Source organism: Mycobacteriales bacterium (assembly GCA_035995165.1).
Classification (GTDB): domain Bacteria; phylum Actinomycetota; class Actinomycetes; order Mycobacteriales; family CADCTP01; genus CADCTP01.
Genome location: DASYKU010000005.1, coordinates 58,288 through 80,784 on the forward strand (window position 1 = coordinate 58,288; position 22,497 = coordinate 80,784).

22 protein-coding genes and 1 pseudogene are annotated in these 22,497 nt (G+C 74.1%); 10 read left to right on the forward strand and 13 right to left on the reverse strand.

What is annotated here, in order from left to right:
- Nucleotides 1-278 precede the first annotated feature (278 nt).
- Genes VGP36_00865 through VGP36_00880 form a run of 4 tightly spaced genes read right to left on the reverse strand, consistent with a single transcriptional unit; the run spans nucleotide 279 to nucleotide 3,848 of the window.
- Complete coding sequence (locus VGP36_00865; protein HEV7653276.1) at nucleotides 279-938, reverse strand: class II aldolase/adducin family protein; 660 nt, start codon at nucleotides 936-938, stop codon at nucleotides 279-281.
- Between the two features lie 3 nt (nucleotides 939-941).
- The gene (locus tag VGP36_00870; GenBank protein ID HEV7653277.1) at nucleotides 942-2,276 is read right to left on the reverse strand and encodes an amidohydrolase; all 1,335 of its coding nucleotides are present in this window, start codon (nucleotides 2,274-2,276) and stop codon (nucleotides 942-944) included.
- Nucleotides 2,273-3,214, reverse strand: coding sequence for an S-methyl-5-thioribose-1-phosphate isomerase (gene mtnA, locus VGP36_00875; protein ID HEV7653278.1), 942 nt, complete (start codon nucleotides 3,212-3,214; stop codon nucleotides 2,273-2,275). The genes VGP36_00870 and mtnA overlap by 4 nt, the downstream gene beginning before the upstream one ends.
- Before the next feature lie 55 nt (nucleotides 3,215-3,269).
- Complete coding sequence (locus VGP36_00880) at nucleotides 3,270-3,848, reverse strand: peroxidase-related enzyme (GenBank protein HEV7653279.1); 579 nt, start codon at nucleotides 3,846-3,848, stop codon at nucleotides 3,270-3,272.
- 97 nt (nucleotides 3,849-3,945) lie between these two features.
- Between VGP36_00880 and VGP36_00885 the strand changes: the two genes are divergently transcribed.
- On the forward strand, nucleotides 3,946-4,428 hold the full coding sequence (locus VGP36_00885) for a hypothetical protein (GenBank protein HEV7653280.1): 483 nt from the start codon (nucleotides 3,946-3,948) through the stop codon (nucleotides 4,426-4,428).
- Between the two features lie 80 nt (nucleotides 4,429-4,508).
- On the opposite strand, the gene VGP36_00890 is transcribed toward VGP36_00885, so the two are convergent.
- Nucleotides 4,509-6,335 (reverse strand): phosphoenolpyruvate carboxykinase (GTP), encoded by a 1,827-nt coding sequence (locus VGP36_00890; GenBank protein ID HEV7653281.1) that lies wholly within the window; start codon nucleotides 6,333-6,335, stop codon nucleotides 4,509-4,511.
- A 199-nt stretch (nucleotides 6,336-6,534) separates the two neighbouring features.
- Here VGP36_00890 and VGP36_00895 point away from each other — a divergent pair, with 199 nt between their 5' ends.
- The 3 genes from VGP36_00895 to VGP36_00905 all read left to right on the forward strand — a co-directional run bounded on the left by VGP36_00895 (nucleotide 6,535) and on the right by VGP36_00905 (nucleotide 8,965).
- Complete coding sequence (locus VGP36_00895) at nucleotides 6,535-6,855, forward strand: RNHCP domain-containing protein (protein ID HEV7653282.1); 321 nt, start codon at nucleotides 6,535-6,537, stop codon at nucleotides 6,853-6,855.
- Between the two features lie 119 nt (nucleotides 6,856-6,974).
- Entirely contained in the window at nucleotides 6,975-7,916 is a 942-nt protein-coding gene (locus VGP36_00900; GenBank protein ID HEV7653283.1) for a superoxide dismutase, read from the forward strand.
- 107 nt (nucleotides 7,917-8,023) lie between these two features.
- A complete protein-coding gene (locus VGP36_00905; GenBank protein HEV7653284.1) occupies nucleotides 8,024-8,965 on the forward strand; it encodes a superoxide dismutase in 942 nt (313 codons plus the stop codon).
- A 57-nt stretch (nucleotides 8,966-9,022) separates the two neighbouring features.
- On the opposite strand, the gene VGP36_00910 is transcribed toward VGP36_00905, so the two are convergent.
- The 4 genes from VGP36_00910 to VGP36_00925 form a co-directional block, all read right to left on the reverse strand.
- On the reverse strand, nucleotides 9,023-10,399 hold the full coding sequence (locus VGP36_00910; protein ID HEV7653285.1) for a TldD/PmbA family protein: 1,377 nt from the start codon (nucleotides 10,397-10,399) through the stop codon (nucleotides 9,023-9,025).
- On the reverse strand, nucleotides 10,396-11,865 hold the full coding sequence (locus VGP36_00915; GenBank protein HEV7653286.1) for a TldD/PmbA family protein: 1,470 nt from the start codon (nucleotides 11,863-11,865) through the stop codon (nucleotides 10,396-10,398). The genes VGP36_00910 and VGP36_00915 overlap by 4 nt, the downstream gene beginning before the upstream one ends.
- 327 nt (nucleotides 11,866-12,192) lie before the next feature.
- Nucleotides 12,193-12,750 (reverse strand): hypothetical protein, encoded by a 558-nt coding sequence (locus tag VGP36_00920; protein HEV7653287.1) that lies wholly within the window; start codon nucleotides 12,748-12,750, stop codon nucleotides 12,193-12,195.
- Nucleotides 12,747-13,253: a dynamin family protein gene (locus tag VGP36_00925; protein HEV7653288.1), complete on the reverse strand. Its 507-nt coding sequence runs from the start codon at nucleotides 13,251-13,253 to the stop codon at nucleotides 12,747-12,749. Before VGP36_00925 ends, VGP36_00920 begins: the two co-directional genes overlap by 4 nt.
- A gap of 102 nt (nucleotides 13,254-13,355) precedes the next feature.
- On the opposite strand from VGP36_00925, the gene VGP36_00930 reads away from it, so the two are divergent.
- Nucleotides 13,356-15,734, forward strand: a complete 2,379-nt coding sequence (locus VGP36_00930; GenBank protein ID HEV7653289.1) for a LuxR C-terminal-related transcriptional regulator — start codon at nucleotides 13,356-13,358, stop codon at nucleotides 15,732-15,734.
- Nucleotides 15,735-15,910: 176 nt separating this feature from the next.
- Here the strand turns inward: VGP36_00930 and VGP36_00935 are convergent, their stop codons facing one another.
- Nucleotides 15,911-16,165: a hypothetical protein gene (locus tag VGP36_00935; GenBank protein ID HEV7653290.1), complete on the reverse strand. Its 255-nt coding sequence runs from the start codon at nucleotides 16,163-16,165 to the stop codon at nucleotides 15,911-15,913.
- A 219-nt stretch (nucleotides 16,166-16,384) separates the two neighbouring features.
- Between VGP36_00935 and VGP36_00940 the strand changes: the two genes are divergently transcribed.
- The 5 genes and pseudogenes from VGP36_00940 to VGP36_00960 all read left to right on the forward strand — a co-directional run bounded on the left by VGP36_00940 (nucleotide 16,385) and on the right by VGP36_00960 (nucleotide 19,117).
- Nucleotides 16,385-16,897, forward strand: a complete 513-nt coding sequence (locus tag VGP36_00940) for a low molecular weight protein-tyrosine-phosphatase (GenBank protein ID HEV7653291.1) — start codon at nucleotides 16,385-16,387, stop codon at nucleotides 16,895-16,897.
- Between the two features lie 155 nt (nucleotides 16,898-17,052).
- Nucleotides 17,053-17,391: pseudogene (locus VGP36_00945) on the forward strand (fructosamine kinase family protein).
- Between the two features lie 130 nt (nucleotides 17,392-17,521).
- On the forward strand, nucleotides 17,522-17,785 hold the full coding sequence (locus VGP36_00950; GenBank protein ID HEV7653292.1) for a fructosamine kinase family protein: 264 nt from the start codon (nucleotides 17,522-17,524) through the stop codon (nucleotides 17,783-17,785).
- Nucleotides 17,786-17,827: 42 nt separating this feature from the next.
- A complete protein-coding gene (locus VGP36_00955; protein HEV7653293.1) occupies nucleotides 17,828-18,238 on the forward strand; it encodes a lipopolysaccharide assembly protein LapA domain-containing protein in 411 nt (136 codons plus the stop codon).
- Nucleotides 18,239-18,301: 63 nt separating this feature from the next.
- The gene (locus VGP36_00960; GenBank protein ID HEV7653294.1) at nucleotides 18,302-19,117 is read left to right on the forward strand and encodes a hypothetical protein; all 816 of its coding nucleotides are present in this window, start codon (nucleotides 18,302-18,304) and stop codon (nucleotides 19,115-19,117) included.
- Nucleotides 19,118-19,168: 51 nt separating this feature from the next.
- On the opposite strand, the gene VGP36_00965 is transcribed toward VGP36_00960, so the two are convergent.
- From VGP36_00965 to VGP36_00975, 3 genes are read right to left on the reverse strand one after another with little or no spacing between them, the layout of a single operon-like run.
- Complete coding sequence (locus VGP36_00965) at nucleotides 19,169-19,630, reverse strand: response regulator (GenBank protein HEV7653295.1); 462 nt, start codon at nucleotides 19,628-19,630, stop codon at nucleotides 19,169-19,171.
- Complete coding sequence (locus VGP36_00970; protein ID HEV7653296.1) at nucleotides 19,630-21,240, reverse strand: ATP-binding protein; 1,611 nt, start codon at nucleotides 21,238-21,240, stop codon at nucleotides 19,630-19,632. The genes VGP36_00965 and VGP36_00970 overlap by 1 nt, the downstream gene beginning before the upstream one ends.
- Nucleotides 21,233-22,447, reverse strand: a complete 1,215-nt coding sequence (locus VGP36_00975; protein HEV7653297.1) for a fused response regulator/phosphatase — start codon at nucleotides 22,445-22,447, stop codon at nucleotides 21,233-21,235. The genes VGP36_00970 and VGP36_00975 overlap by 8 nt, the downstream gene beginning before the upstream one ends.
- Between the last annotated feature and the right edge of the window lie 50 nt (nucleotides 22,448-22,497).

The following is a 22,497-nucleotide window of genomic DNA, read 5'->3' on the forward strand; positions in this document are numbered from 1 at the left end:
GGAGCGGGTCGGGAGGCCCGGCTACGACGGGGTACGCAACGAGTGCGCACGAGCTGTCCAGCTTAATCCGCCCTCCGGACCTGGTCGAACGGGTTTCCGGTCGCCGTCCGCCGGGACCGATCGTCCCGGCTCAGCGGCGGCTTCTCCAGGCCGAGTCGCTCTCGGCCGGTCCTCATGGCGGCCACCGCGCTCGCTTCGTGACCCCGCCCGACTCTTTTGCTCAATCTTGGGATCCGCTTCGCCTGAGACGGACGGCGACGGGCCGGGATGACGCGGGATCAGTGCCGGCCGCTGCCGCGCAACCGGTCGCGATAGCCCGGTGGGCAGATCGTTGCGGTGTCGCCCAGCGCCAGCGCGGCGTACGTGAGCCGGGCCGCTTCCTCCAGGTTGAGCGCCCGGCGGCAGGCCATCTCGACCGAGTCGCCGACGACCGAGCAGCCGTGGTGGGACAGGACCACGCAGTCGCACTCGCCGTCCGCGATCAGCGCGGCCGCCTCGGTGGCCAGCTCGGGCGTGCCGGGATCGCGGAAGGGCGCCACCCGGACCGGCCCGACGTACGCGGCGTGGTCGGTGGTGATCGCCCGGATCGGGTGGCCGAGCGCGGCCAGCAGCACCGACGTCTGCGGGTGCACGTGCACGACAGCGGCGGCGTCGGGCCGGACCCGGTAGCACCCGAGGTGCAGCGCGAGCTCGGTCGACGGGTCGGCCGCACCGCCGACGACCGCGCCGTCGCTGATCCGGACCAGCGCGAAGTCGTCCGGGACCAGCCGGTCCAGCCAGGTGCCGCGCGCGGTGACGAGACAGACGTCGCCGCCGGGCTCCCGGGCCGACAGGTTGCCGCCGGACGCGAGCACCAGCCCGGCGCTCACCAGCGAGCGGCCGACATCGGCCAGCGCCTCGGCCAGGGCGCTCCACTCCGGGTCGTGCGGCGCGGCCACGGCTCAGCCCCCGGCCAGCCGGGTCGCCGCGGCCTGGACCCGGCGGCGGGCCTCCCCGACGTCGATCGTCAGGCAGTCGCCGTCCCGGACGACCTGCTTGCCGCCGACCCAGACGTCGCGCACCGCGGCGCGCGACGCCGACCAGACCGCGTGCGCGGACAGATCGCCGTCGGTGAGCACCGGGACGAACCCGGGGTCGTCGAGGTCGAGCCGGATGATGTCGGCCCAGCGTCCGGGCGCGAGCGCGCCGAGGTCCGGCCGGCCGAGCGCGGCCGCCCCACCGGAGGTCGCCAACGACAGCACCTCCGACGCCGGCAGCACGGTCGGGTCCTGCTCGCGCAGCCGGGCCAGCAGCGCCGCCAGCCGCATCTCCTCCCAGAGGTCGAGGTCGTTGTTGCTGGCCGGCCCGTCCGTGCCCAGGCCGACCCGGACGCCGGCACGCAGCAGGGCCGGGACCGCCGCGCTGCCGGACGCGAGCTTGGCGTTGCTGCTCGGGCAGTGCGCCACCCCGACGCCGCTCGAGGCGAGCAGGGCCATGTCCTTCTCGCTCAGCCAGACACCGTGCGCGGCCAGCACCCGGTCGACGTCGAACAGCCCGAGATCGGCCAGCACCTGTGGCACCGACGCGCCGCCGTGCCGCTGCGAGACCTCGTCGCCCTCGTGCTCGGTCTCGGCCAGATGTATGTGCACTGGCGCCCCGGAGGAGCTGGCCGCCTTGCCGATCGCGACCAGCGCCTCGTCCGGCAGCCCGTACGCGGAGTGCGGACCGAAGCCGACCTCGATCCGGGCGTGGTCCGCGTACGCCTCCCGCAGCTGGAGCGTCCAGTCGATCCGGTCGGCCCAGGTGCCGAAGCGTTCCCAGCCCGGCGCGACCACGATCCCCGGCATGAGCAGGCACCGGCTGCCGGCCGCGTCCACCGCCTGCGCCAGCAGGTCGTCGTGGAAGTACATCTCGACGCTGGTGGTGACCCCGAAGCGCAGCAGCTCGGCCGCGGCCAGGGTCATGCCCCAGAACACGTCCTCGGCCTCGATCCGGGCCTCCCGCGGCCAGATCACCTCGCGCAGCCAGCGGTCCAGCGGCAGGCCCTCGCCCTGACCGCGCAGCAACGTCATCGGCGAGTGCGAGTGGGTGTTGACCAGCCCCGGCATGAGCAGCCCGCCGACCCGTCGCACGACCCACTCGCCACCGTCCGAAGTGGACTCTGCCGGCGCCACGACCGGTCCGACGTGCGCGATCCGGCCGTCCGGGTCGATGTCGACCACGCCCGGCCGGTGCACGGCGCCGCTGCCGTCGCAGGGCAGCACGGCGTCGGCGACCAGGCGGATCCCCTTGCTCACAGGGTTTCTCCTTCGGACGGCCGGACGGTCCGCTGCTCCGTCACCACGGCGGTGACCAGGTCCGCCGGCGTCACGTCGAACGCCGGGTTGTACGCCGGGCCGTCGAAGACCTCCGCCGGGTCGCGCTCCTCGATCTCGATCCCCGCCCCCGACAGCATCTCGGGGTCCACAGTGGACTCCGGTGCGGCCACGACGAACGGGATGCCGGCTCGGGCGGCGGCCAGCGCGAGCGAGTACGTCCCGACCTTGTTGGCGACGTCGCCGTTCACCGCGATCCGGTCGGCGCCGACGACGACCGCGTCGACCAGGCCGCGGGCGATCAGCGCGGGGGCCGCGCCGTCCACCACGACCCGGTGGTCGATGCCCAGCGCCGCCAGTTCCCAGGCGGTCAGCCGGGCGCCCTGCAGCAGCGGGCGGGTCTCGTCCGCGTACACGTGGGCGACCAGGCCGCGCTCGTGCAGGACGGTGACGATGCCGAGCGCCGTCCCCCATTCCACGGTGGCCAGCCAGCCGGTGTTGCAATGCGTGAGCAGCCGGACGGGACCGGAGGCGCCGACCAGGTCGGCGCCGCGTTCGCCGATGGCACGGCAGGCCGCGGCCTCCTCCTCGACGACCGCCCGGGCCTCGGACAGCACGGCCTCGGGACCGGCGGGCAGCGCGGCCAGGGCGCGGTCGACGCCGCGGGCCAGGTTCACCGCCGTCGGCCGGGCCGACCGGATCCGGGCCGCGGCCGCGGGCACGTCGGCGCGGGAACGGGCCGCGAGCGCCACGCCCAGGGCGCCGGCCGCGCCGAGCGCCGGTGCGCCCCGGACCGCCAGCCGCCGGATCGCGTCCACCAGCACGTCCGGGTCGGTGATCCGCAGCCAGCGTTCCTCGCCGGGCAGCAACGTCTGGTCGATGAGCACCACCGCGCCGTCCACCCAGTCGATGCTCCGCACCGGTCGAGTATCCCGGTCCGGCCGCACTCGCGCCCGGACACCCGAACGGGTGGAATCAGCTCCGCGGTACCCGGCCGAGCAGGTGGAACTCGGGGTTCGGGCGCAGCGCCATGAGGTGCGCGAGCCGGTTGGACTGCGCGAACAATGCCGCGATCGCGCCGATGTCCCACACGTCGTCGGTGTCGAAGCCGTGCCGCTCCAGCTCGGCCAGGTGCTCGTCCTCGACCGTGGCCGACGACAGCGCCACCCGCAGTGCGAAGTCGAGCATCGCGCGCTGCCGCGGGGTGATGTCCGCGTGCCGGTAGTTCGTCGAGACCTGGTCGGCGACCAGCGGGTCCCGGGCCCGGATCCGGAGGATCGCGCCGTGCGCGACCACGCAGTACGTGCAGTCGTTGGCCGCGCTGGTCGCCACCACGATCATCTCGCGGTCCGCCTTGGACAGCCCCGGCGTCTCCTTGTCCATCAGCGCGTCGTGGTAGGCCACGAACGCGCGGAACTCGGCCGGCCGCCGGGCCAGCGCCAGGAAGACGTTGGGTACGAAGCCGGTCTTCTCGCCGACCTGCTCGATCCGGCCGCGGACGTCCGCGGGCAGCTCGTCCAGCGCCGGCACCCCGAACCTGCTGATCGGTCTCACCCGTACAGCCTTGCACTCCCCGAACACAAAGCGCAGGACCCGTCAACGCTGCCCCGGCACAGTGGCACCCGTACGCAGCAGAGCGAGAGGGAGAACGATGATCCTGACCAAGAAGGTCGCACTGGGTGTGGCCGGTGTGGTGGCCGCCGGGGTGCTCGGCACCGCCGGGGTGGCCGCTGCGACGTCCGACCCCGGCACGCCCACCCCGGCCGCGTCGGCGGCACCGAGCCCGTCCGCGAGCCCGGGCGCCACGACCGGCGACAAGAAGGACAAGCGCAAGAAGGTCCGCCGCGCCGCGATCGCCCGCGGAATGCACGGCGAGTTCGTCGTGAAGGGCAAGGACGGCAAGCCCGTCACCCTCGAGACGATCCGCGGTCAGGTCGCCGCGGTCGGGCCGACGAGCGTGACGGTGAAGGCCGAGGACGGCTTCACCGAGACGTTCACCGCCAACTCGGACACCAAGGTGAAGGGTGCCGATGTCAGCTCGATGTCCGACGTCAAGGTCGGCGCCAAGGGTGCAATCGTCGGCGTGAAGAGCGGAAACACCATCACCGCCCGCGCGGTCCTGGTACGGAAGTAGGCAGAAGGGCCCGGCCGTCCCCGAGGGGAGGGCCGGGCCCTTCCTGTCCGTACAGGTCGGCGCGCGAAGGCGCCCGCGGATCAGCCGAGGCGGAGGCGGAGGGCGTCCAGTTCGTCGCGCATCCCGGACGGGAGCTGCTCGCCGACCGTGGTGAACCACTCCTCGATCTGCGGCAGCTCGTCCCGCCACTCGTCGGCGTCCACCGCGGTCACCGAGGACAGCTCCTCGGACGCCATGTCCAGCCCGGACACGTCGAGCGAGCCCGGCGCCGGCACGTAGCCGACCGGGGTCTCGACCGCCGCCGCCGAACCCTCGATGCGCTCGACCGCCCACTTCAGGACGCGGATGTTCTCGCCGAAGCCCGGCCACAGGAACTTGCCGTCCGCGTCCCGGCGGAACCAGTTCACGTAGAAGATCCGCGGCAGCTTGGACGAGTCCGCGCCCTTACCTGTCGCGATCCAGTGCGCGAAGTAATCCCCGGCGTTGTAGCCGATGAACGGCAGCATCGCCATCGGGTCACGCCGGACCACACCGACAGCGCCGGTCGCCGCCGCCGTCGTCTCGGACGACAAGGTGGCGCCGAGGAAAACGCCGTGCTGCCAGTCGCGGGACTCCGTCACCAGCGGGACGGTGGTCTTGCGACGACCGCCGAAGAAGATCGCGTCGATCGGGACGCCCCGCGGGTCCTCCCACTCCGGCGCGATGATCGGGCACTGCCCGGCCGGCGTGCAGAAACGCGAGTTCGGGTGCGAGGACAGCTCCTCGGACTCCGGGGTCCAGTCGCGGCCCTTCCAGTCGGTCAGGTGGGCCGGCGGCTCCTCGGTCATCCCCTCCCACCAGACGTCGCCGTCGTCGGTCAGCGCCACGTTCGTGAAGATCGAGTTGCCCCGCTCGACCGTGCGCATCGCGTTCGCGTTGGTCTTCCAGCCGGTCCCGGGCGCGACGCCGAAGAAGCCGTACTCGGGATTGAGCGCATAGAGCCGGCCGTCCTCGCCGAAGCGCATCCAGGCGATGTCGTCGCCGAGCGTCTCGACCTTCCAGCCCGGGATCGTCGGCTCCAGCATGGCCAGGTTGGTCTTGCCGCAGGCCGAAGGGAAGGCGGCCGCCACGTAGTAGACCCTCGCGGCCGGCGAGGTGAGCTTGAGGATCAGCATGTGCTCGGCCAGCCAGCCCTCGTCGCGCGCCTTCACCGAGGCGATCCGCAGCGAATAGCACTTCTTGCCCAGCAGCGCGTTGCCGCCGTAGCCGGAGCCGAACGACCAGATCAGCCGCTCCTCCGGGAAGTGCGAGATGTACTTGGTCTCGTTGCAGGGCCAGGCCACGTCGTCCTGCCCGTCCGGCAGCGGCGCGCCGACCGAGTGCAACCCCGGCACGAAGTCGGCGTCCTCGCCCAGGCGCTCCAGCGCCTTCGACCCCATCCGGGTCATGATGTGCATCGAGGCCACGACGTACGGCGAGTCGGTCAGCTCGACGCCGAACATCGGGGACTCCGCGTCCAGCGGACCCATGCAGTAAGGGATCACGTACATGGTGCGGCCGCGCATCGAGCCGGTGAACAGCTCGGTCATGATCGCCTTCATGTCCGCCGGCGCCATCCAGTTGTTCGTGGCGCCTGCGTCACGCGAGTCGACCGAGCAGATGAACGTGCGGTCCTCCACCCGGGCCACGTCGCTCGGCTCGGATGCGCACCAGAACGAGTTCGGCTTCTTCGCCGGGTCCAGCCGCCGGAACGTGCCGTTCCCGACCAGCAGGTCGGTGATCCGGGTCCACTCCTCCGGGGAACCGTCACACCACTCGATCCGGTCCGGCGTCGTCAGCTCGGCGACCTCCCGGACCCACTCGAGCAACCGTGCGTGCCGGGTCGGGGCCGTATCAGCGTCCGTACCGGGAATCGCCGAGATCGTCATGCCACATCGCCTCCTGGTCGCCGTTGACCGGAAATGCTGAACTCCGGCCGGCCGGCCGTGCATGGGGATTGAATGGAGCGTAACGCCGAGGACACGCCTTCCGACCTGCTGGGATTGTCGGCTGCCTCACAACTCGTGCGTAACCTCGGCATTTAAGGCGACAAGGTTGTGGGCCGTACCGATCAAGTAGCGGAGCGTCGTGGAATCGCCCAAGTTCACCCGCCAGCAGGAGGACTTCGAGTGCCTGCACTGCGGTGCGACGGTGCATGGCAACGGTTACACCAACCATTGCCCACGGTGCCTGTGGTCCCGGCACGTCGACGTCCGGCCAGGTGACCGCGCGTCCGACTGCGACGGCGCGATGGAGCCCGTCGGCGCGCTCTACGAGGGCGGCCGGACGGTCGTGGTGCAGCGCTGCCAGCGCTGCGGCCACAGCTGGCGGAACAAGACCGCGCCCAACGACTCGCGCACGGCCGTCCTCGATCTGTTCGGCCGAGTGGTCGAGGACCCACGCGGCTGAACCACCCACTCTGCGGCTGAACCGTCCCTCAGCGAACGCCGTGTGACGTTCTGGGCCCCTGTGCCCCGACCCGGGTCCGGAGCTCCGGACCCCGGACGCGACCACGAGGAGGGCACGAGGTGCGCAGAAGGCTTGCTCTGACAGCGATCGGCGCCGCGGTGCTGGCGTTCGCCAGCGGGACCGTGGTGAACGCCGCGACCGCCGGGCCGGCGAGCGCGGCGCCGCTGCCGAAGACGATCGCGCTGCCGGACGGCTACCAGCCGGAGGGCATCGCCACCAGCGGTGCCAGCTTCTACGTCGGCTCGCTGGCCGACGGCCGGATCATGCGCGGCAACGTGCTGACCGGGAGGGTGTCGCCGTTCGTCCCGGGCGTCGCCGGCGGCTCGACCGCTGGCCTGGAGGTCTCCGGCAACCTGCTGTTCGCGGCCGGGGCCGGCAGCGGCGCGCTCAAGGTGTACGACCTGCGTACCGGGCGCAAGCTGGCCGAGCGTCAGGTCGCGCCCGCCGGGGAGAGCTTCATCAACGACGTCTCGGTGATCAAGGACCAGGCGTTCTTCACCGACTCGAACAAGGCCCAGCTGTACGTGCTGCCCTTCGGCAGCAGCGGCCACGGCTCCGGCCCGAACTTCGGCAAGGTCAAGGTCCTGCCCACGCCGGCGATCCAGCTCGGCACCGGCTTCAACGCCAACGGCATCGAGACCACGCCGGACGGCAGGTCGCTGCTGGTGATCCAGTCCAACACCGGGATCCTGTGGCGCGTGTCGCCGAAGACCGGCGCCGCGACCGCGGTGAACGTCGGCGGCGCCGACCTCACCAACGGCGACGGGCTGCTGCTGCGCGGCAGCACGCTGTTCGTGGTGCGCAACGTGAACAACGAGATCGTGAAGGTCGCGCTGAACCGCGGCGGCACGACCGGCCACGTGACCGGCGTGATCACCGACCCGACGCTCGACGTGCCGGCGACGATCGCGCCGTTCGGCCCGTTCCTGTACGCGGCCAACGCGCGGTTCACCACCCCGCCGACGCCGACCACGCCGTACCACGTCTCGCGCATCCCGTAGTCCCTCGCGGCCGGTCCGGGTGAATCCCGGGCCGGCCGCGCTGTATCCGGACCCGGTCCCACGGCCGGGTAGGACACCGGTACCCCACCCAGGAGAGGCACGACGAGGTGCGACAACGACTGGCACTGACGGCGATCGCCGCAGCGGCGCTGGCCCTGCTCGGCGGCACCGCCGCGAACGCGGCGCCCGGCCCCGGCAATGCACCGGCCCACTCCAGCGCGTTCCCCACGGTGATCTCGCTGCCGAACGGCTTCCGCCCCGAGGGCCTGGCCACCGGCCGGGGCGTGAACTTCTATGCCGGCTCCCAGGTCGACGGTGCGATCTACCGCGGCAGCCTGCTCACCGGGCGCGGCGCGGTGTTCATCCCCGGCACGCCCGGTGACACCGTGCGCGGGCTCAAGGTCTCCGGCGACCGGCTGTTCGCGGCCGGCGGCCCGAGCGGCACGGTCAAGGTGTACGACGTGCGCACCGACCGGCTGCTGCTGCGCGACCAGGTCGGCGCACCCGGCGCGAGCTTCGTCAACGACGTGGTCGTGACGACGTCCGCGGCGTACTTCACCGACTCGACCGCGCAGGTCATGTACGTGCTGCCGTTCGGGCCCGGCGGCCGCCTCGGCCCGGTCCGCACGGTGCCGCTGACCGGCGACATCATGTACGCGGCCGGCTTCAACGCCAACGGCATCGTGGCCAGCTCCGACGGCCGCACCCTGGTGCTCGTGCAGTCCAACACCGGGCTGCTGTTCGCGGTCTCGGCCCGGACCGGCGTGACCCGGCAGATCGACATCGGCGGGTTCTCCGTCACCAACGGCGACGGCCTCCTGCTGCGCGGGAACACGCTGTCCGTCATGCGGAACGTGAACAACCAGCTCGTGCGGATCGCCCTGAACCGCGGCTTCACCGCCGGCCGGGTGACCGCGACGATCACCGACCCGGACTTCGACGCGCCGACGACGATGGCGTTCTTCGGGCCGTTCATCTACGTCGTGAACGCGCGGCTCACGACGCCCCCGACCCCGGACACCACCTACACGGTCGTCCGCGTCGGCTGAGTGAGCACCGGCACCCACTGCGGCCGGGGTCCCCACCAGGGGGCCCGGCCGCAGCCGTCAGGACGCCTGGCTGACCGTGCTCATGTTGAAGTCCGCGATCCGCAGCGTCGGCATCGCGGTCCGGGTGAAGTAGTCGCCGAACTCCCGGGCCAGCCCGCGCGTGGTCGCCCCGACCTCGCTGATCCGCCCGAGCAGGTCGACCGGCGACTCGTTGAAGCGGAAGTTGTTCACCGCGCCGGTGACCTCGCCGCCCTCGACCAGGTAGACGCCGTCGCGGGTGAGGCCGGTCATGAGCAGGGTCTGCGGGTCGACCATCCGCACGTACCAGACGCAGGTCAGCAGCAGCCCCCGCTCGGTCCGGGCGATGAGGTCGTCGGTCGACCCGGCGCCGTCCGGCGACTCCATGATCAGGTTGTCGACCATGGGCACGGCCTGGGTCCCGGTCTTGGCCCCGTACGCCCGGGTGCGGGCCAGCGTGGTCAGCACCCCGTCCTTGATCCAGTCGACCGGCCCGATCGGCAGCCCGTTGTCGAAGACCGACAGCGTGCCCTCCTCGGAGCGGGTCGCGGTGAGGAACGGCTCGCACTCCAGCCCCGGCGCGGCCGGGTCGCTGCGCAGCGTGATCGGCAGCGTCGCCAGCCGGTCGCCGACGCGGTTGCCGCCGCCGGACCTGGCGAAGACGGTCCGGCCCTCGTCGGCGCCGCGGGCGGCGAAGGACGCCCAGTACATGTAGATGGCGAGGTCGGCGACGGCCGAGGGTGGCAGCAGCGTCTCGTACCGCCCGGCGGGCAGGTCGACGGTGCGGTCGGCCCAGCCCAGCCGCCGGGTCAGCTCGGCGTCCAATGCCGCGACGTCGACGTCGGCGAAGTCCCGGGTCGACTGCCCGACCCAGGCCGAGCGGGCGTAGTCCGGCGACTTGCCGTTGATGTCGATCTTCCCGGTGGGCTGCACGTGCCGCAGCCGCACGCCGGTGGAGGTGCCGACGTACCAGGTCTCCAGCGCGTGCTCGGCGAAGCCGAACAGCAGCCGGGACTCGGCCGCGGCCCGCTCGAAGGTCGAGCCCAGCCCGGCGGCGACCTCGCCCAGGGTGCCGATCGACGTCTCCGCGGCCGGCTCGTCCCAGCTGCCCGGGTTGCCGCCCGGCTCGACCAGCGCGGCCGCGTCCTCGGACGGGCCCGCGTCCCGGGCCGCCTGCTCGCTGGCCCGGACGAGCGCCTCCAGGTCGTCGGGCGACACCGCGCTGCGCTGCACGACGCCGGCCGCGCCGCCGATCGTGCTGATCACCGCGACCTGGCGCGAGCGCATCGTCCCGTTGGTCGTCAGCGTGTTGCCGGCCCAGCGGAGGTTGGCTTCGGACCGCTCGGTCGTCAGCACCACGCAGCCGTCCGCCTTGGACAGCGCGAGCGCGCGCTCGACCGTTTCCTGCGGGGTCATCGGCCGCCCTCCCGGACCGTGTTGAGGATGTTCACGCCACGGAACAGCGCCGGTGGCGCGCCGTGGCTGACCGCGGCGACCTGGCCCGGCTGGGCCTTGCCGCAGTTGAAGGCACCGTGCAGCACGAACGTGTCCGGGCCGCCGACCGCCTCCATCGAGCCCCAGAAGTCGGTCGTGGTGGCCTGGTACGCCACGTCACGCAGCTGCCCGGCCAGCTTCCCGTTCTCGATCCGGAAGAACCGCTGCCCGGTGAACTGGAAGTTGTAGCGCTGCATGTCGATCGACCAGCTCTTGTCGCCGATCACGTAGATGCCGCGCTCGACGCCGCCGATGAGATCGTCCAGGGACGGGCCGCCCGGCGCCGGCTGCAGCGAGACGTTCGCCATCCGCTGCACCGGGATGTGCCCGGGCGAGTCGGCGAACGCGCAGCCGTTGGACCGGCCCAGGCCCTTGAGCCGGGCCATCCGCCGGTCGAGCTGGTAGCCGACCAGCGTGCCGTCCTTGATCAGGTCCCAGGACTGGGTCTGCACGCCGTCGTCGTCGTACCCGATGGTGGACAGGCCGTGCTCGACGGTGCGGTCGCCGGTCACGGTCATCACCGGCGAGCCGTACTTCAGCGAGCCGAGCATGTCGTAGGTGGCGAAGCTGGTTCCCGCGTACGCCGCCTCGTACCCGAGGGCGCGGTCCAGCTCGGTCGCGTGCCCGATCGACTCGTGGATGGTGAGCCAGAGGTTGCTCGGGTCGACGACCAGGTCGTACCGGCCCGGGTCGACGGAGGGGGCCTTGGCCTTCTCGGCCAGCCACTCGGGGATCTGCGCGAGCTCGCCGGCCCAGTCCCAGGTGTCGCCGACGAGGTATTCCCAGCCCCGGCCGACCGGCGGCGCGCAGGTCCGCATCGACTCGAACGTGCCCCGGGAGCGGTCGACCGCGGTCGCCTCGATCTCCGGGTGCAGCCGGACCCGCTGCTGGGTGGTCACCGTGCCGGCCAGGTCCGCGTAGAACTTGTTCTCCAGCACCTGCAGGACGGTCGCCTGGACGTGGTTCACGCCGTCGGCCGCGAGCAGCCGCTCGGACCACTCCGCCAGCAGGCCGATCTTGTCCGCGTCCGGGACCTCGAAGGGATTGGTCCCGTACGACGAGACCCAGGTGACGTCGCCGTACACCGGCTCGTCGGCGAGCTCGATCGGCTCGGAGTTGACCGGGCGGCTGACCTTGGCCACCTCCACGGCCTGCTCGGCCACGGTGACCGCGGCCTCGGGCGTCAGGTCGACGCCGGCCGCGAACCCCCAGGTCCCGTCGTGCACGACCCGGACCGCGAAGCCGACGTCCTCGCCCTCCCGGGTCGAGTCGACCCGGCCGTCGCGCAGCGTCAGGTCCTGGCCGCGGATCCGCTCCAACCGGAAGTCGGCATGCGCGGCGCCCAGCTCACGGGCGCGGTCCAGGGCGGCGTCGGCCAGACGTCGCATCGGCAGGTCGAGAAATGCGGGATCCACCTCAGGCACCCGGCCACCCTAGCGGTCGTATGCCACGAAATTACCTGTGCGTACGCCTTGCGGGTGATCCAGGACTCGCTGGTTCTGCCCGTTCCCAGTGCGGGTGGATCGGCGGCCGAGATGACCGGCGGTGGAGGCTCCAACGGCGGCTGAGCCGGCGGGCCCCGCACCGCCCGGCCCCGTCAGGACTCCCGCGTCCGCGAGGTCGTCCTCGGTCAGTGGGACGGCCGGCGCGGAGGGCAGGATCGGGCGCGCCACCCGGTGGACCGGACCGGGGTCGAACGGGAGACGGGGCGGCGGTCAGGTCCAGTGGCGGGTGAGGGCCCGGACGGCGGGGTCGTCGGAGTCGGCCAGGGCGGACCAGTCGGCGTCCGGGTTCCCGTCGGCGGCGGCCAGGTCCGACAGCAGCGCCTCGGGCGGGTCGGCCGGCCCGGCGGCCGGATCACCGAGGGACCCGGACCCGCCGAGCAGGTCGGGATCGACCCAGGGCCCGCCGTCGGCCGGGCCGACGTCCATGTCCAGCGCCGGCGGGAACGGGTCTGACTCGGCCGTCGCGTCGGTCCACCCGGCCGGGTCGGTGCCGTCGATCCGGTCGCCCGGGTCGGCCGCGGGCAGCCCGTCGTGCAGCGGGGTCGCGGACCAGTCCGCCGGGGCCTCGGGCGGCAGCCCGGCCGGCTCGTCCGGGTCGGCCGCGGCCGGCTCGTACGGGCCCGCCGAGCCGACCTCGTGCCCGTACGGGTCGTCGACGGTCCCCGGCTCCTCGGCGTGGCCGTCGAAGCCGGTCGGCTCGGGCGCCTCCCAGCCGGACGGGTCGTGGTCGTGGCCCGGACCGTGGTCGTGCCCGTCCCACTCGGTCATCGCACACCTCGCAGCGCCGGCAGCAGCGCATCGATCTGGGTGACCACGCCGACGACGCGGTCGGCCACCCCGGACAGTTCCTGGCGCAGCCGGTCGCGCTCGCCCGCGGAGACTACGTCGACGCGTACCTGACCAGCGCGATCCTGCGGGCGGTGACCGGGATCGACACCCCCGGGCCGGGTTCGCTGGACCGGGCCGGCTCGCGCCGGACCGAGGTGCTGCTGGGCGCGGGCGGCGGTGCCCCGGTCAGCGCCGACCGTGCCGTACCGGAAGCGGGTGACCAGGCGGGTGCACTCCCGGACGTCCGTGGGGGCGACCCGGCGGCCGATCAGCGCGTTGACCACGGTCGACTTGCCGGACGTGATCCGGCCGGCGACGGCCAGCTGGAGCGGTCCGTCCAGGCGGCTGACGACCTGGTCGAGGAGGCCCGCGGCGGCCGGGGACAGCGCGGGACGCAGCTCGGCGCACACCGCACCGACCGCGTCGCCGAGCGGACCGCCCACCCCCACACCTCCTCGTTCCGGGCGACCCTAGGGGAGCCCGGTCGCGCCCTCCTCCCCAGATCGTGTCAACCCCACGATCTTGAGTTGCCTATCCTTCGCTGCGTGTTGGTCGGACGGGAGACGGAGACTGCGGCACTGCGGGCCGCCCTGACCGCTGCGGGGTTGGCGGTCGTCGCGGGCCCCCCGGGGATCGGGAAGACCGCGCTGGTGCACGCGACCGGGCTGCCGCTGCTGGCCACGGGCGCGCTGGCGACGCTGCGGCACCTGCCCGGCCTGCCGCTGACCAGGGCGCTGCGGGCGCCGGTGCCGATCGGCGACGTCCCGCTGGCGGCCGAAGCCGTCCGGGCCCGGCTGCGGGACCGCGTGCTCCTGGTCGACGACGTGCAGTGGGCCGACGCGTACACGCTGGCAGTGCTGGCGGCGGTCGCGCCGGTGGCCCGGGTGGTCGTGACGCTGCGGATGCCGGCGCCGGTGTCGGACCGGCTGCGGGCGCTGGCGACGAGCTGGATCGACCTGCCGCCGCTGCCGGCCGAGGCCGCGGCCGCGCTCTGCGCCGACCCGGCGGTGATCGCCCGCAGCGGCGGGAACCCGCTGGCCCTGACCCTGCTGGCGAGCACGCCGGACCTGGGCGCGACGGGCTCGCCGCTGGCGTACGCGGCCGCGACGCTGGTGGCGGAGCTGCCGGTGGACGCGCGGACCGCGCTGGCCGCGCTCGGGCTGCTCGGCCGGCCGGCGCCGGCGGCGCTGCTCGGACCGGGCGTCGGCGCGCTGCTGGCAGGTGGGCTGGCGGTCGGGTCGCCGGACGGCATCGCGGTGCGGGAGCCGTACGTGGCCGAGGTGGCGGCGGGCGTCCTGCCCGCGGCCGAGCGGACCGCGATGCACGCCCGGCTCGGCGCGGTGCTGCCGGACGGGATCGAGGCGGCCCGGCACCTGATCGCGGCCGGGTCCTGGACGGCCGCGGCGGCCCGGGCCGAGCGGGCGGCGGAGCAGGCCGGGACCGCGGGGGAGCGGGCGAGCGCGCTGCTGCTGGCCGAGAGCGTCGATCCCGGGCTGACCCTGCCGGCCGCGGCCGCCTGCGCGTCGGCCGGGCTGGCCGCGGAGGTGCTGCGGCTGCTCGCGTCGTACCGGACCGACGGGGCGGCGACCCGGGTGGCGGTGGCGATGCTGCGGGCCGGGGCGCTGATCGACCTCGACCGGTGCGAGGAGGCCGACGCCGAGCTGCGTACGGTCGGCGGCGACCTGGCCGCGGTGCCGGCGCCGCTGGCCGCCGGGTACGCGGTCGCCTCGATCCGGGCCGCGATCGGGACCGACCCCGAGGTGGCCTGCGCGCTGGCCGACTTCGCGCTGGCCGCGGCCGGGCCGGACGTACCGCCCGCACTGCTGGCCGCGTACGCCGCCGCGCTGCGGGCGGCCGGGCGGGAAGGCTGGGACGGGGCCGCCCGGACCGCGATGGAGGCGGCCGCGGCGGCCGGCGACAAGGTCGCCGAGCGGCTCGCCGGGGCCGCCCTGGTGGCCGGGCTGCGAGATGTGGCCCGGCCGGCCGAGGCCGGCGACCTGGCCTCCGAGCTGGCCGCGGCCGCGGCGGCGGACGGGGCGTACAGCGCCGAGCTGCAGTTCCGGGCCGAGGCGCTGTGGGCGGCGCTGCACGTGGACGGGGCGCTGGACGAGGTCCTCCGTGCCGGCGGCGCGCTGCTCGACCGGACCGCGCCGCCGGACGCCCGGGCGCTGCTGCTGGCCACGGTGGCGCTGGCGCACGCCGACGCGGGCGGGCTGCCGACCGCGCGGGCGCTGCTGGCACGATCCGGACCGGCGGCGCAGGACCGGCTGGTCCGGTGGGTGACGGCCGAGGCGGCCTGGCTGGACGGGAACGCGGCCGGGGCCCGGGACGCGGCCGACGCGCTGCCCGGCCGGGACATGCCGGCCCGCCTCGCCCTGCTCACCGCCCGCTGGGCCCGGCACGACCTGGCCTCCGGGCCGGACGCCGACGAGCCGATGCCGCGCTCGGGCGCGCTCGGCCGGACCGGGGTCGGGCCGGTCGCGGTCACCGTCGCGGCCTGGGACGCGGGCGGCACGTCGCTGGTCGCCGCGGCCGACGCCTGGGCCGGGCTGATGGTGCGCGAGCAGGTCCGCTGCCTGCTCGGCGCCGGCGCGCTGGCCGGGACGCTGGAACCGCTGCTCGCGGCCGAGCAGCTGGCCGAGACGGCCGGGCTGGCCACCCTGCTGGGCCGGGTCCGCCGGGGCCTGCGCGCGCACGGGATCACCCGGCGGCCGACCGAACGGGCCGGCGAGCTGTCGCCGCGGGAACGGGAGGTGCTCGCGCTGGTCGGCGAGGGCCTGTCGACCCGGCGGATCGCCGAGCTGCTCGGGATCACCCGGCACACCGCGGAGACGCACGTGAAGTCGGGGATGGGCAAGCTCGGCGCCCGGACCCGGACGGAGGCCGCGGTCCGGGCAGCCGCCCTGGCCCCGGCCGGCGCCTGATGGAGCCGCCGTACCTGGTGCTGGCGGCCGACGCCGACCTGGACCGGGCCGCGGCCGAGCTCGGCTGCGCTTCCTGTCCCTCCGTACGGCCAACCGGTGGCCGAGGCGCGGGACGCGCTCGGCGTGGCGACGACCCGGGAGGCCGTGCTCGCGTACGCCCGGCTGCGGGACCGGACCTAGGAGCTGCCCCAGCGGCTGCTCCGCCAGGAGTCGAGGGCGGACAGCTTCTCACCGGCGTCGGCGTGCCGCCGCCCCCGCCGGGCCTGCCCGTCGGCGTCGCGGCCGACCGCGCGCGTGCCGTCGTCGGTGCGGAACACCGAGGACGGGACCAGCGGGGAACCGTCGATCGCCAGCAGCCGCGGCGCCCCGCCGTCGACGGCGAAGGCGGCGACCGTGTTCGAGGTGCCGAAGTCGACGGCGAGCACCCGCATCCTGTGTGCGCTCCCTCCGCTCTCGGCCGACCCGGGGCATCCGGCCACGCGAGCCGGTCCGGGCCGGTCCGAGCCGGAGGTCCGTCCTCCGGCGCCCGCTCCGCCGTACGGACCGGCGGACCGGCTCCCGGTTGTCCGGAACGTCCCCGCGAATCCGCTGCCGGGGCTGCCGCCCGCTGGTGACCGGTGCCGGTGCGCCGGGCTGCCTATTGTCGCGGGGTGCCGTACCGCGTCTGCTTCGTCTGCTCGGGCAACATCTGCCGGTCCCCGACCGCGGAGGCGGTGCTGCGCCGCCGGCTCGCCGACGCCGGGCTGGAGAAGGAGGTCGAGGTCGACAGCGCCGGGCTGGGCGACTGGCACGTGGGCGAGCGGGCCGACCGCCGGTCGGCGGCCGCGCTGCGGGCCCGCGGCTACCCGGCCTGGGTGCACGAGGCCAAGCAGTTCCGGCGGGCCGACTTCGCCCAGCGGGACCTGGTCGTCGCGCTGGACGCCGGGCACGAGCAGGGGCTGCGCGCGCTGGCGGACTCGGACGAGGACCGGGCCAAGATCCGGCTGCTCCGCTCGTACGACCCGGGCGCGGCGGCCGATCCGGCCGGGCTCGACGTGCCCGATCCGTACTACGGCGGCGAGCAGGGCTTCGAGCACGTGCTCGACCTGGTCGAGGCGGCCTGCGCCGGGTTGCTGACCGAGATCGAGGCGGCGCTGGCAAACGGGGGACCAATCCGCCGATAAGCGGGCGCTGCCGGGATTCGTCAGGCACCATCCCGTCCGTGGATCCATCCGGACGGGTGGCAGCGTTGCTCCGGACCGCCGTCACCGACGCTACGCCGTACGGGCGAGCGACTACCGGGGAACGCTGGCGCCTGCGGCTGGCCGACAGGCGCGAGGTGTTCGCCAAGGTCCGGACCGACGCTCCGGACGGTTTCTACGCCGCGGAGGCGACCGGGCTGGCGTGGCTCGCCGCCGTGCCCGCGGGTCCGCCGGTGCCGCCGGTGCTGGCCCGCGGGGCCTGGCTGCTCGTGCTGCCGTGGCTGCCGGACGGGACCGCCCACGGCGACGCCGTCGACCAGCTCGGGCGCGAACTGGCCACGATGCACGCTGCCGGAGCGCCCACTTTCGGTGCGGAGCGCGACGGCTGGATCGGCGCGGCCGAGCTCGACAACCGGCCGGAGGCGACCTGGTCCGAGTTCTACGCCCGTCACCGGGTGCTGCCCTACGTCCGGCAGCTGCGGGACGAGGGCCGGCTGACCCCGGCCGAGGTCGCGGTCTTCGAGCGGCTGGCCGCTCGGCTGCCCGAGCTGGCCGGGTCCGGCCGAGCCGCCGGCCCGCATCCACGGCGACCTCTGGAGCGGCAACGTGGTCTGGTCCGGCGGCCGGGGCTGGCTGGTCGACCCGGCCGCGCACGGCGGCCACCGGGAGACCGACCTGGCCATGCTGACGCTGTTCGGCGAGTCCTGGGTGCCCCGCCTGCTGGCCGCGTACGCCGAGGCCGACCCGCCGGCGGCCGGCTGGCAGGACCGGCGCCGGCTGCACCAGGTCCATCCGCTGCTGGTGCACGCCGTCCTGTTCGGCGCCAGCTACCTCGCCGCCGCCCTGGACGCCGCCCGCCAGTACCTCTGAGCAGGTCGCATCAGCCCGCCCGGGCGCGGGTAGTGACACACCATGACCGGCCCCTCGTACGCCCGCCCGGAGGACGACCGTCCCGGGACGACCCCGCCCGCCGATCCTTACGCCGGGCCGGACGGCTACGACGGCGCGCCGGCCGGGGAGCCGTACCGGGAGGAGCCCGCGACCGTCGCGCCGGAGAAGGTGCCGCAGCGGACCCGGGTCAGCGGGATCTGGGTCGCCTCGATCGCGGCCGTCGTCGTGCTGCTGCTGCTGTTGATCTTCATTCTGCAGAACGGCAGCAGAGTCAAGATCAACATCTTCGGGGCCAACCCGAGCCTGCCGCTCGGCGTCGCGCTGCTGCTGGCCGCGGTGCTCGGGGCGCTGCTGGTGGCGCTGATCGGGATCGCTCGGGTCGTACAGCTTCGTCACACCGCACGCCGGATCGCGAAGCGGAAGTCCAGGTAACACGCCGCTCGACGGGTCTGTGCGAGTACTCACAGCGACCGTCGGGAACACCGGTGCGCTCCCATGCGTGCACCAGAGGCGATGAGTAACGACACCACGACGAAGAAGAAAGAGCTCAGACCGCTCGAGGTCGGGGTCGGTGCGGGCGCTGCGGTGATCACCGCGTTCGCCTCGTCCTACCTCGGGACGGCGGGCACGCTGACCGGCGCCGCGCTGGCCAGCGTGGTCGGGACGGTGAGCACGTCCGTGCTGCGATCCTCCGCGGGCCGCAGTGCGGACCGGCTCCGCCAGACGACCGCGCGGCTGCGTGACACCCAGATCCAGCGGATGCCACGGCCCACCGACACCCGGCCCGTCGAGAGCGAATCCGACATCGATCCGTACGGGACGCAGCTGTTCGGGGCGCCCGATGCGGCCGTGCTGTCGGGGGCGACCCCGGCGGAGGCGGCCGCGGCGACACCGGACAGCACCGGCGGCACACCGCGCCGGCCGGTGCGCCCGCGCTGGGTCGTGCTCGGGGCCGGGGCGGCGATCGCGTTCGCGGTCGCACTGGTGCTCATCACCGGGATCGAGTCGGCGGCCGGCAAGCCGCTGGCCGGGCTGGTCGGCAAGGAGACCGGCGGGGGGACGACGCTCGGCCGGGCCACCGGCGGCGACTCCGGTTCGTCCGGGACCACGCCGTCGCCGACGCCGTCCGCGACGCCCACCGGGGACCCGGGCTCCTCGGCGACGCAGAGCCCGACCAGCAGCCCGACGTCGGCGCCGTCGGCGACCTCGACCGCGCCGGTCCCGGCCGCGACCACGCCGGTCCCGTCGGCGACCCAGCCGGCCCCGACCCAGGCCCCGGGCAACTCCCCCCTGACCTCCGAGACCCCCTAGGTCTCTCAACCCCCGACCCCCCGGCGCCGCCACGGCCCGGGGCGGTGGTGTCTAGCGCGGGAGCTTGACGACCGTGACGAAGAAGTCGTCGATCTGCTGGACCACGCGGATGAACCGCTCGAAATCGACCGGCTTGGTCACGTACGCGTTGGCGTGCAGGTCGTACGAGCGCAGCACGTCCTCCTCGGCCTCCGAGGTCGTGAGCACGACGACCGGGATCGAGCGCAGCTCCTCGTCCGCCTTGATCTCGCGCAGCACCTCCCGCCCGTCCTTCTTGGGCAGGTTGAGGTCGAGCAGGATCAGCCCGGGCCGGGGCGCGTCGGCGAACTCGCCCTGGCGGCGCAGGAACGCCACCGCCTGGACCCCGTCGGTCACGACGTGCAGCGTGTTGCGCAGCTTGTGCTCCTCGAACGCCTCCCGCGTCATGAGCACGTCGCCCGGGTCGTCCTCGACCAGCAGCACGTCGATGACCTCCGGCAGGGCTGCCGTGGGGTCCCTGGAGATCTCGGTCATCACGTCTGCTCCGCAGGTGTGGGTGTCAGTTTCGGCAGGGTGAAGTGGAAGGTCGTCCCGGCCGGTACCGAGGTGTCCAGCCAGATCCGGCCGCCGGAGTACTCGACGATCTTGCGGCACATGGCCAGGCCGATGCCGGTGCCGGGATAGGCGTCCTTCGGGTGCAGCCGCTGGAAGATCACGAAGATCCGCTCGGCGTACTCGGCCTCGATGCCGATGCCGTTGTCCGCGATCGAGAACTCCCAGAGCTCGCCGTCGTCGCCGAGCCCGATCGCGACCTCCGGCGGCGCGTCGCCGCGGAACTTGATCGCGTTGCCGATGAGGTTCTGGAAGACGCCGACGACCAGCGACTGGTCGACGAGCACCCGGGCCCGAGCCAGGTCCGGCGGGGCGGTGACGGTCGCGCCGCTCTCCTCGATCGCCACCGACAGGTTGGCCAGCGCCTGCGCGACCAGCTCGTCGGCGCCGACCTCGACGTGCTCGCGAGCGAGCCGGCCGACCCGGGAGAACGAGAGCAGGTCGTTGATGAGGACCTGCATCCGCTTGGCCCCGTCGACCGCGAACGCGATGTACTGGTCGGCCCGCTCGTCCAGCTGCCCCTTGTAGCGGCGCTCCAGCAGCTGGGTGAAGCTGGCCACCTTGCGCAGCGGCTCCTGCAGGTCGTGCGAGGCGACGTACGCGAACTGCTCCAGCTCGGTGTTGGACCGCTCCAGGTCCTGGGTCTGGCGGTTGAGCTTGTCAGTCGCCTCCCGGACGGCGGCCAGCTCCGACACGATCTGCTGGCGCATCGCGTCCACGTCCGCGCCCAGCTCGACCATCTCGCGCGGGCCGGTGCCCCGGACCTCGGCGTCGAAGTCGCCGTCGGCGACCCGGCGGACGTCCCCGGCCAGCGCCGACAGCGGCCCCTCGACCACCCGGCGCAACCCGACCGCGAGCACGAGCAACAGCGCGACCAGCCCGATCGCGAGCAGGACACCCACGATCTGCAGCCGGCTCGCGGCGTCGTCGAGGTCGCTCTTGGCGTCCGCCGACGCCCGATCCAGATCGCGCTGCAACGCGAACACGCTGCCCCGGATCGCGTCGAAGAGCCGCTTGCCGAGCTGCGGGGTCAGGTTGTCGGTGGACGCGCCGGTCCTGACCGCGGTGATGATCGGGTTCGCGTACTGCTGCTTCCAGGCGGCGGAGGCGGCCTCGACCGCGTTCAGGTCGGATCGGAACGCCAGGTCGGGGTCGTCGGCGACCGCCGCCAGCGCCCGGACGGCGGCGATCTCGTTGTTGCCGCCGTCGGTCCAGGGCCGGAGGTAGGCGTCGTCCTTGGCCAGCGCGTAGCCGCGGATGCCGGTCTCCTGGTCGACCAGCGCGAGCTGCAGCTGCTCGGCCTCCCGGAAGGCCGGGTCGATGACGTCCACCACCCGGTGCCGGGCGTCGGACAGGGTGGCCAGCGCGACCGCGCCGGCCCCGACCATCACCAGCGCCACCACGGTCGCCACCGCGGCCAGCACGGTCAGCGAGCGGCGCAGCGACCAGCCCTGCTGCGGGCCGCGGACCGGCTTCAGGCGCAGCCGGTCGACGGCGGCGGGCTGCTCGGTGCGCTCGGCCAGGTCAGTCATCGGCGGGCTCCGGCACCGGCAGCGCGCCGACCAGCACGACGGCCACGTCGTCGACCAGGTCGCCGCCGTTGAGCCGCTCGGCCTGCTGGATCACGGTGTCGAGGAACGGCTCCGGCGTCGCCCGCCAGTCCGGCCGGTCCTGGACCTGGCGCTGCACCAGCTCGACCAGGCCCTCGCCGTCCAGCCGTTCCGGGCCGAGCCCGACCCGGCCGTCGATGAGCCCGTCGGTGTGCAGCAGCAGGGCCCAGTCCGGCGGCAGCTCGACCTCGGTCGACGGCCAGGACGTCCGGGTCACCACCCCGAGCGGCGGGATCACCCCGACCTCGGCCAGCAGCCGCACGGTCCGGCCGATCAGCAGCGGGGCCGGGTGACCGACCAGATGGATCCGGGCCGTACGGCGGTCCGCGGAGATGGTGAGCGCGCAGACGGTCGCGAAGATGTGCTCGCGGTGCCGCTCGTGCACGAGCACCTGCTGCAGGGTCGCCAGGATCTCGTCCGCCGGCCGGGCCGCGAGCACCAGCGCGCGCCAGGCGATCCGGAGCCGGACTCCCAGCGCGGCCTCGTCCGGCCCGTGCCCGCTGACGTCACCGATCATCACGTGCAGGGTGCCGTCGGGGTCGCGGACCGCGTCGTAGAAGTCGCCGCCGAGCAGCAGCCGGCGGCCGCCGGCCTGGTAGCGGGCCGCGAACATGACCCCGGCGCCGGCGATGAGCGGGCTCGGCAGCAGGCCGCGCTCCAGCCGGGTGTTCTCCTCGGCGTGCAGCTGCTGCTCGTGCAGCGCGCGTTCGGTGGCCTCGATCCGGGACCGGCCGATCGCGTACCGGATCGCGCGGGTCAGCAGCTGGCCGTCGACCTGCCCCTTGACCAGGTAGTCCTGGGCGCCGGCGGCGACCGCCTCGGCTCCGCGCTGCTCGTCGGCGAGGCCGGTGAGCACCAGCAGGGCGACGCCGTCGGCGTGCGCGGTCAGCCGGCGCAGGCCTTCCAGGCCGGAGGCATCCGGCAGGCCGAGATCGAGCAGCACGCAGTCGACCCGGCCGACCGCGGCCTCCGCCTCGGCCAGCGTCCGGGCCCGCAGCAGCTCAACCGGGCTGACGGCCTCGGCCAGGAGCTCCTGCACCAGGAAGGCGTCGCCGTCATCGTCCTCGACCAGCAGCACGCGCAGGCTCTCGGTCGGCGCGGCCGTGCCCATCACGGGCAGGAGGCTCACCACGCCACCTGCCAGCACGTTCTCCTGCTCAGGTCGCCCTCTCCCTCGTC

Bases quoted from the DNA above. Each gene is read 5' to 3' on its own strand.
- VGP36_00955 (HEV7653293.1), top strand. From the start codon at position 17,828: ATGACCGGCCCCTCGTACGCCCGCCCGGAGGACGACCGTCCCGGGACG.
- VGP36_00970 (HEV7653296.1), bottom strand. From the start codon at position 21,240: ATGACTGACCTGGCCGAGCGCACCGAGCAGCCCGCCGCCGTCGACCGG.
- VGP36_00960 (HEV7653294.1), top strand. From the start codon at position 18,302: ATGCGTGCACCAGAGGCGATGAGTAACGACACCACGACGAAGAAGAAA.
- VGP36_00915 (HEV7653286.1), bottom strand. From the start codon at position 11,865: ATGCGACGTCTGGCCGACGCCGCCCTGGACCGCGCCCGTGAGCTGGGC.
- VGP36_00920 (HEV7653287.1), bottom strand. From the start codon at position 12,750: ATGACCGAGTGGGACGGGCACGACCACGGTCCGGGCCACGACCACGAC.
- VGP36_00910 (HEV7653285.1), bottom strand. From the start codon at position 10,399: ATGACCCCGCAGGAAACGGTCGAGCGCGCGCTCGCGCTGTCCAAGGCG.
- VGP36_00890 (HEV7653281.1), bottom strand. From the start codon at position 6,335: ATGACGATCTCGGCGATTCCCGGTACGGACGCTGATACGGCCCCGACC.
- VGP36_00935 (HEV7653290.1), bottom strand. From the start codon at position 16,165: ATGCGGGTGCTCGCCGTCGACTTCGGCACCTCGAACACGGTCGCCGCC.
- VGP36_00965 (HEV7653295.1), bottom strand. From the start codon at position 19,630: ATGACCGAGATCTCCAGGGACCCCACGGCAGCCCTGCCGGAGGTCATC.
- VGP36_00885 (HEV7653280.1), top strand. From the start codon at position 3,946: ATGATCCTGACCAAGAAGGTCGCACTGGGTGTGGCCGGTGTGGTGGCC.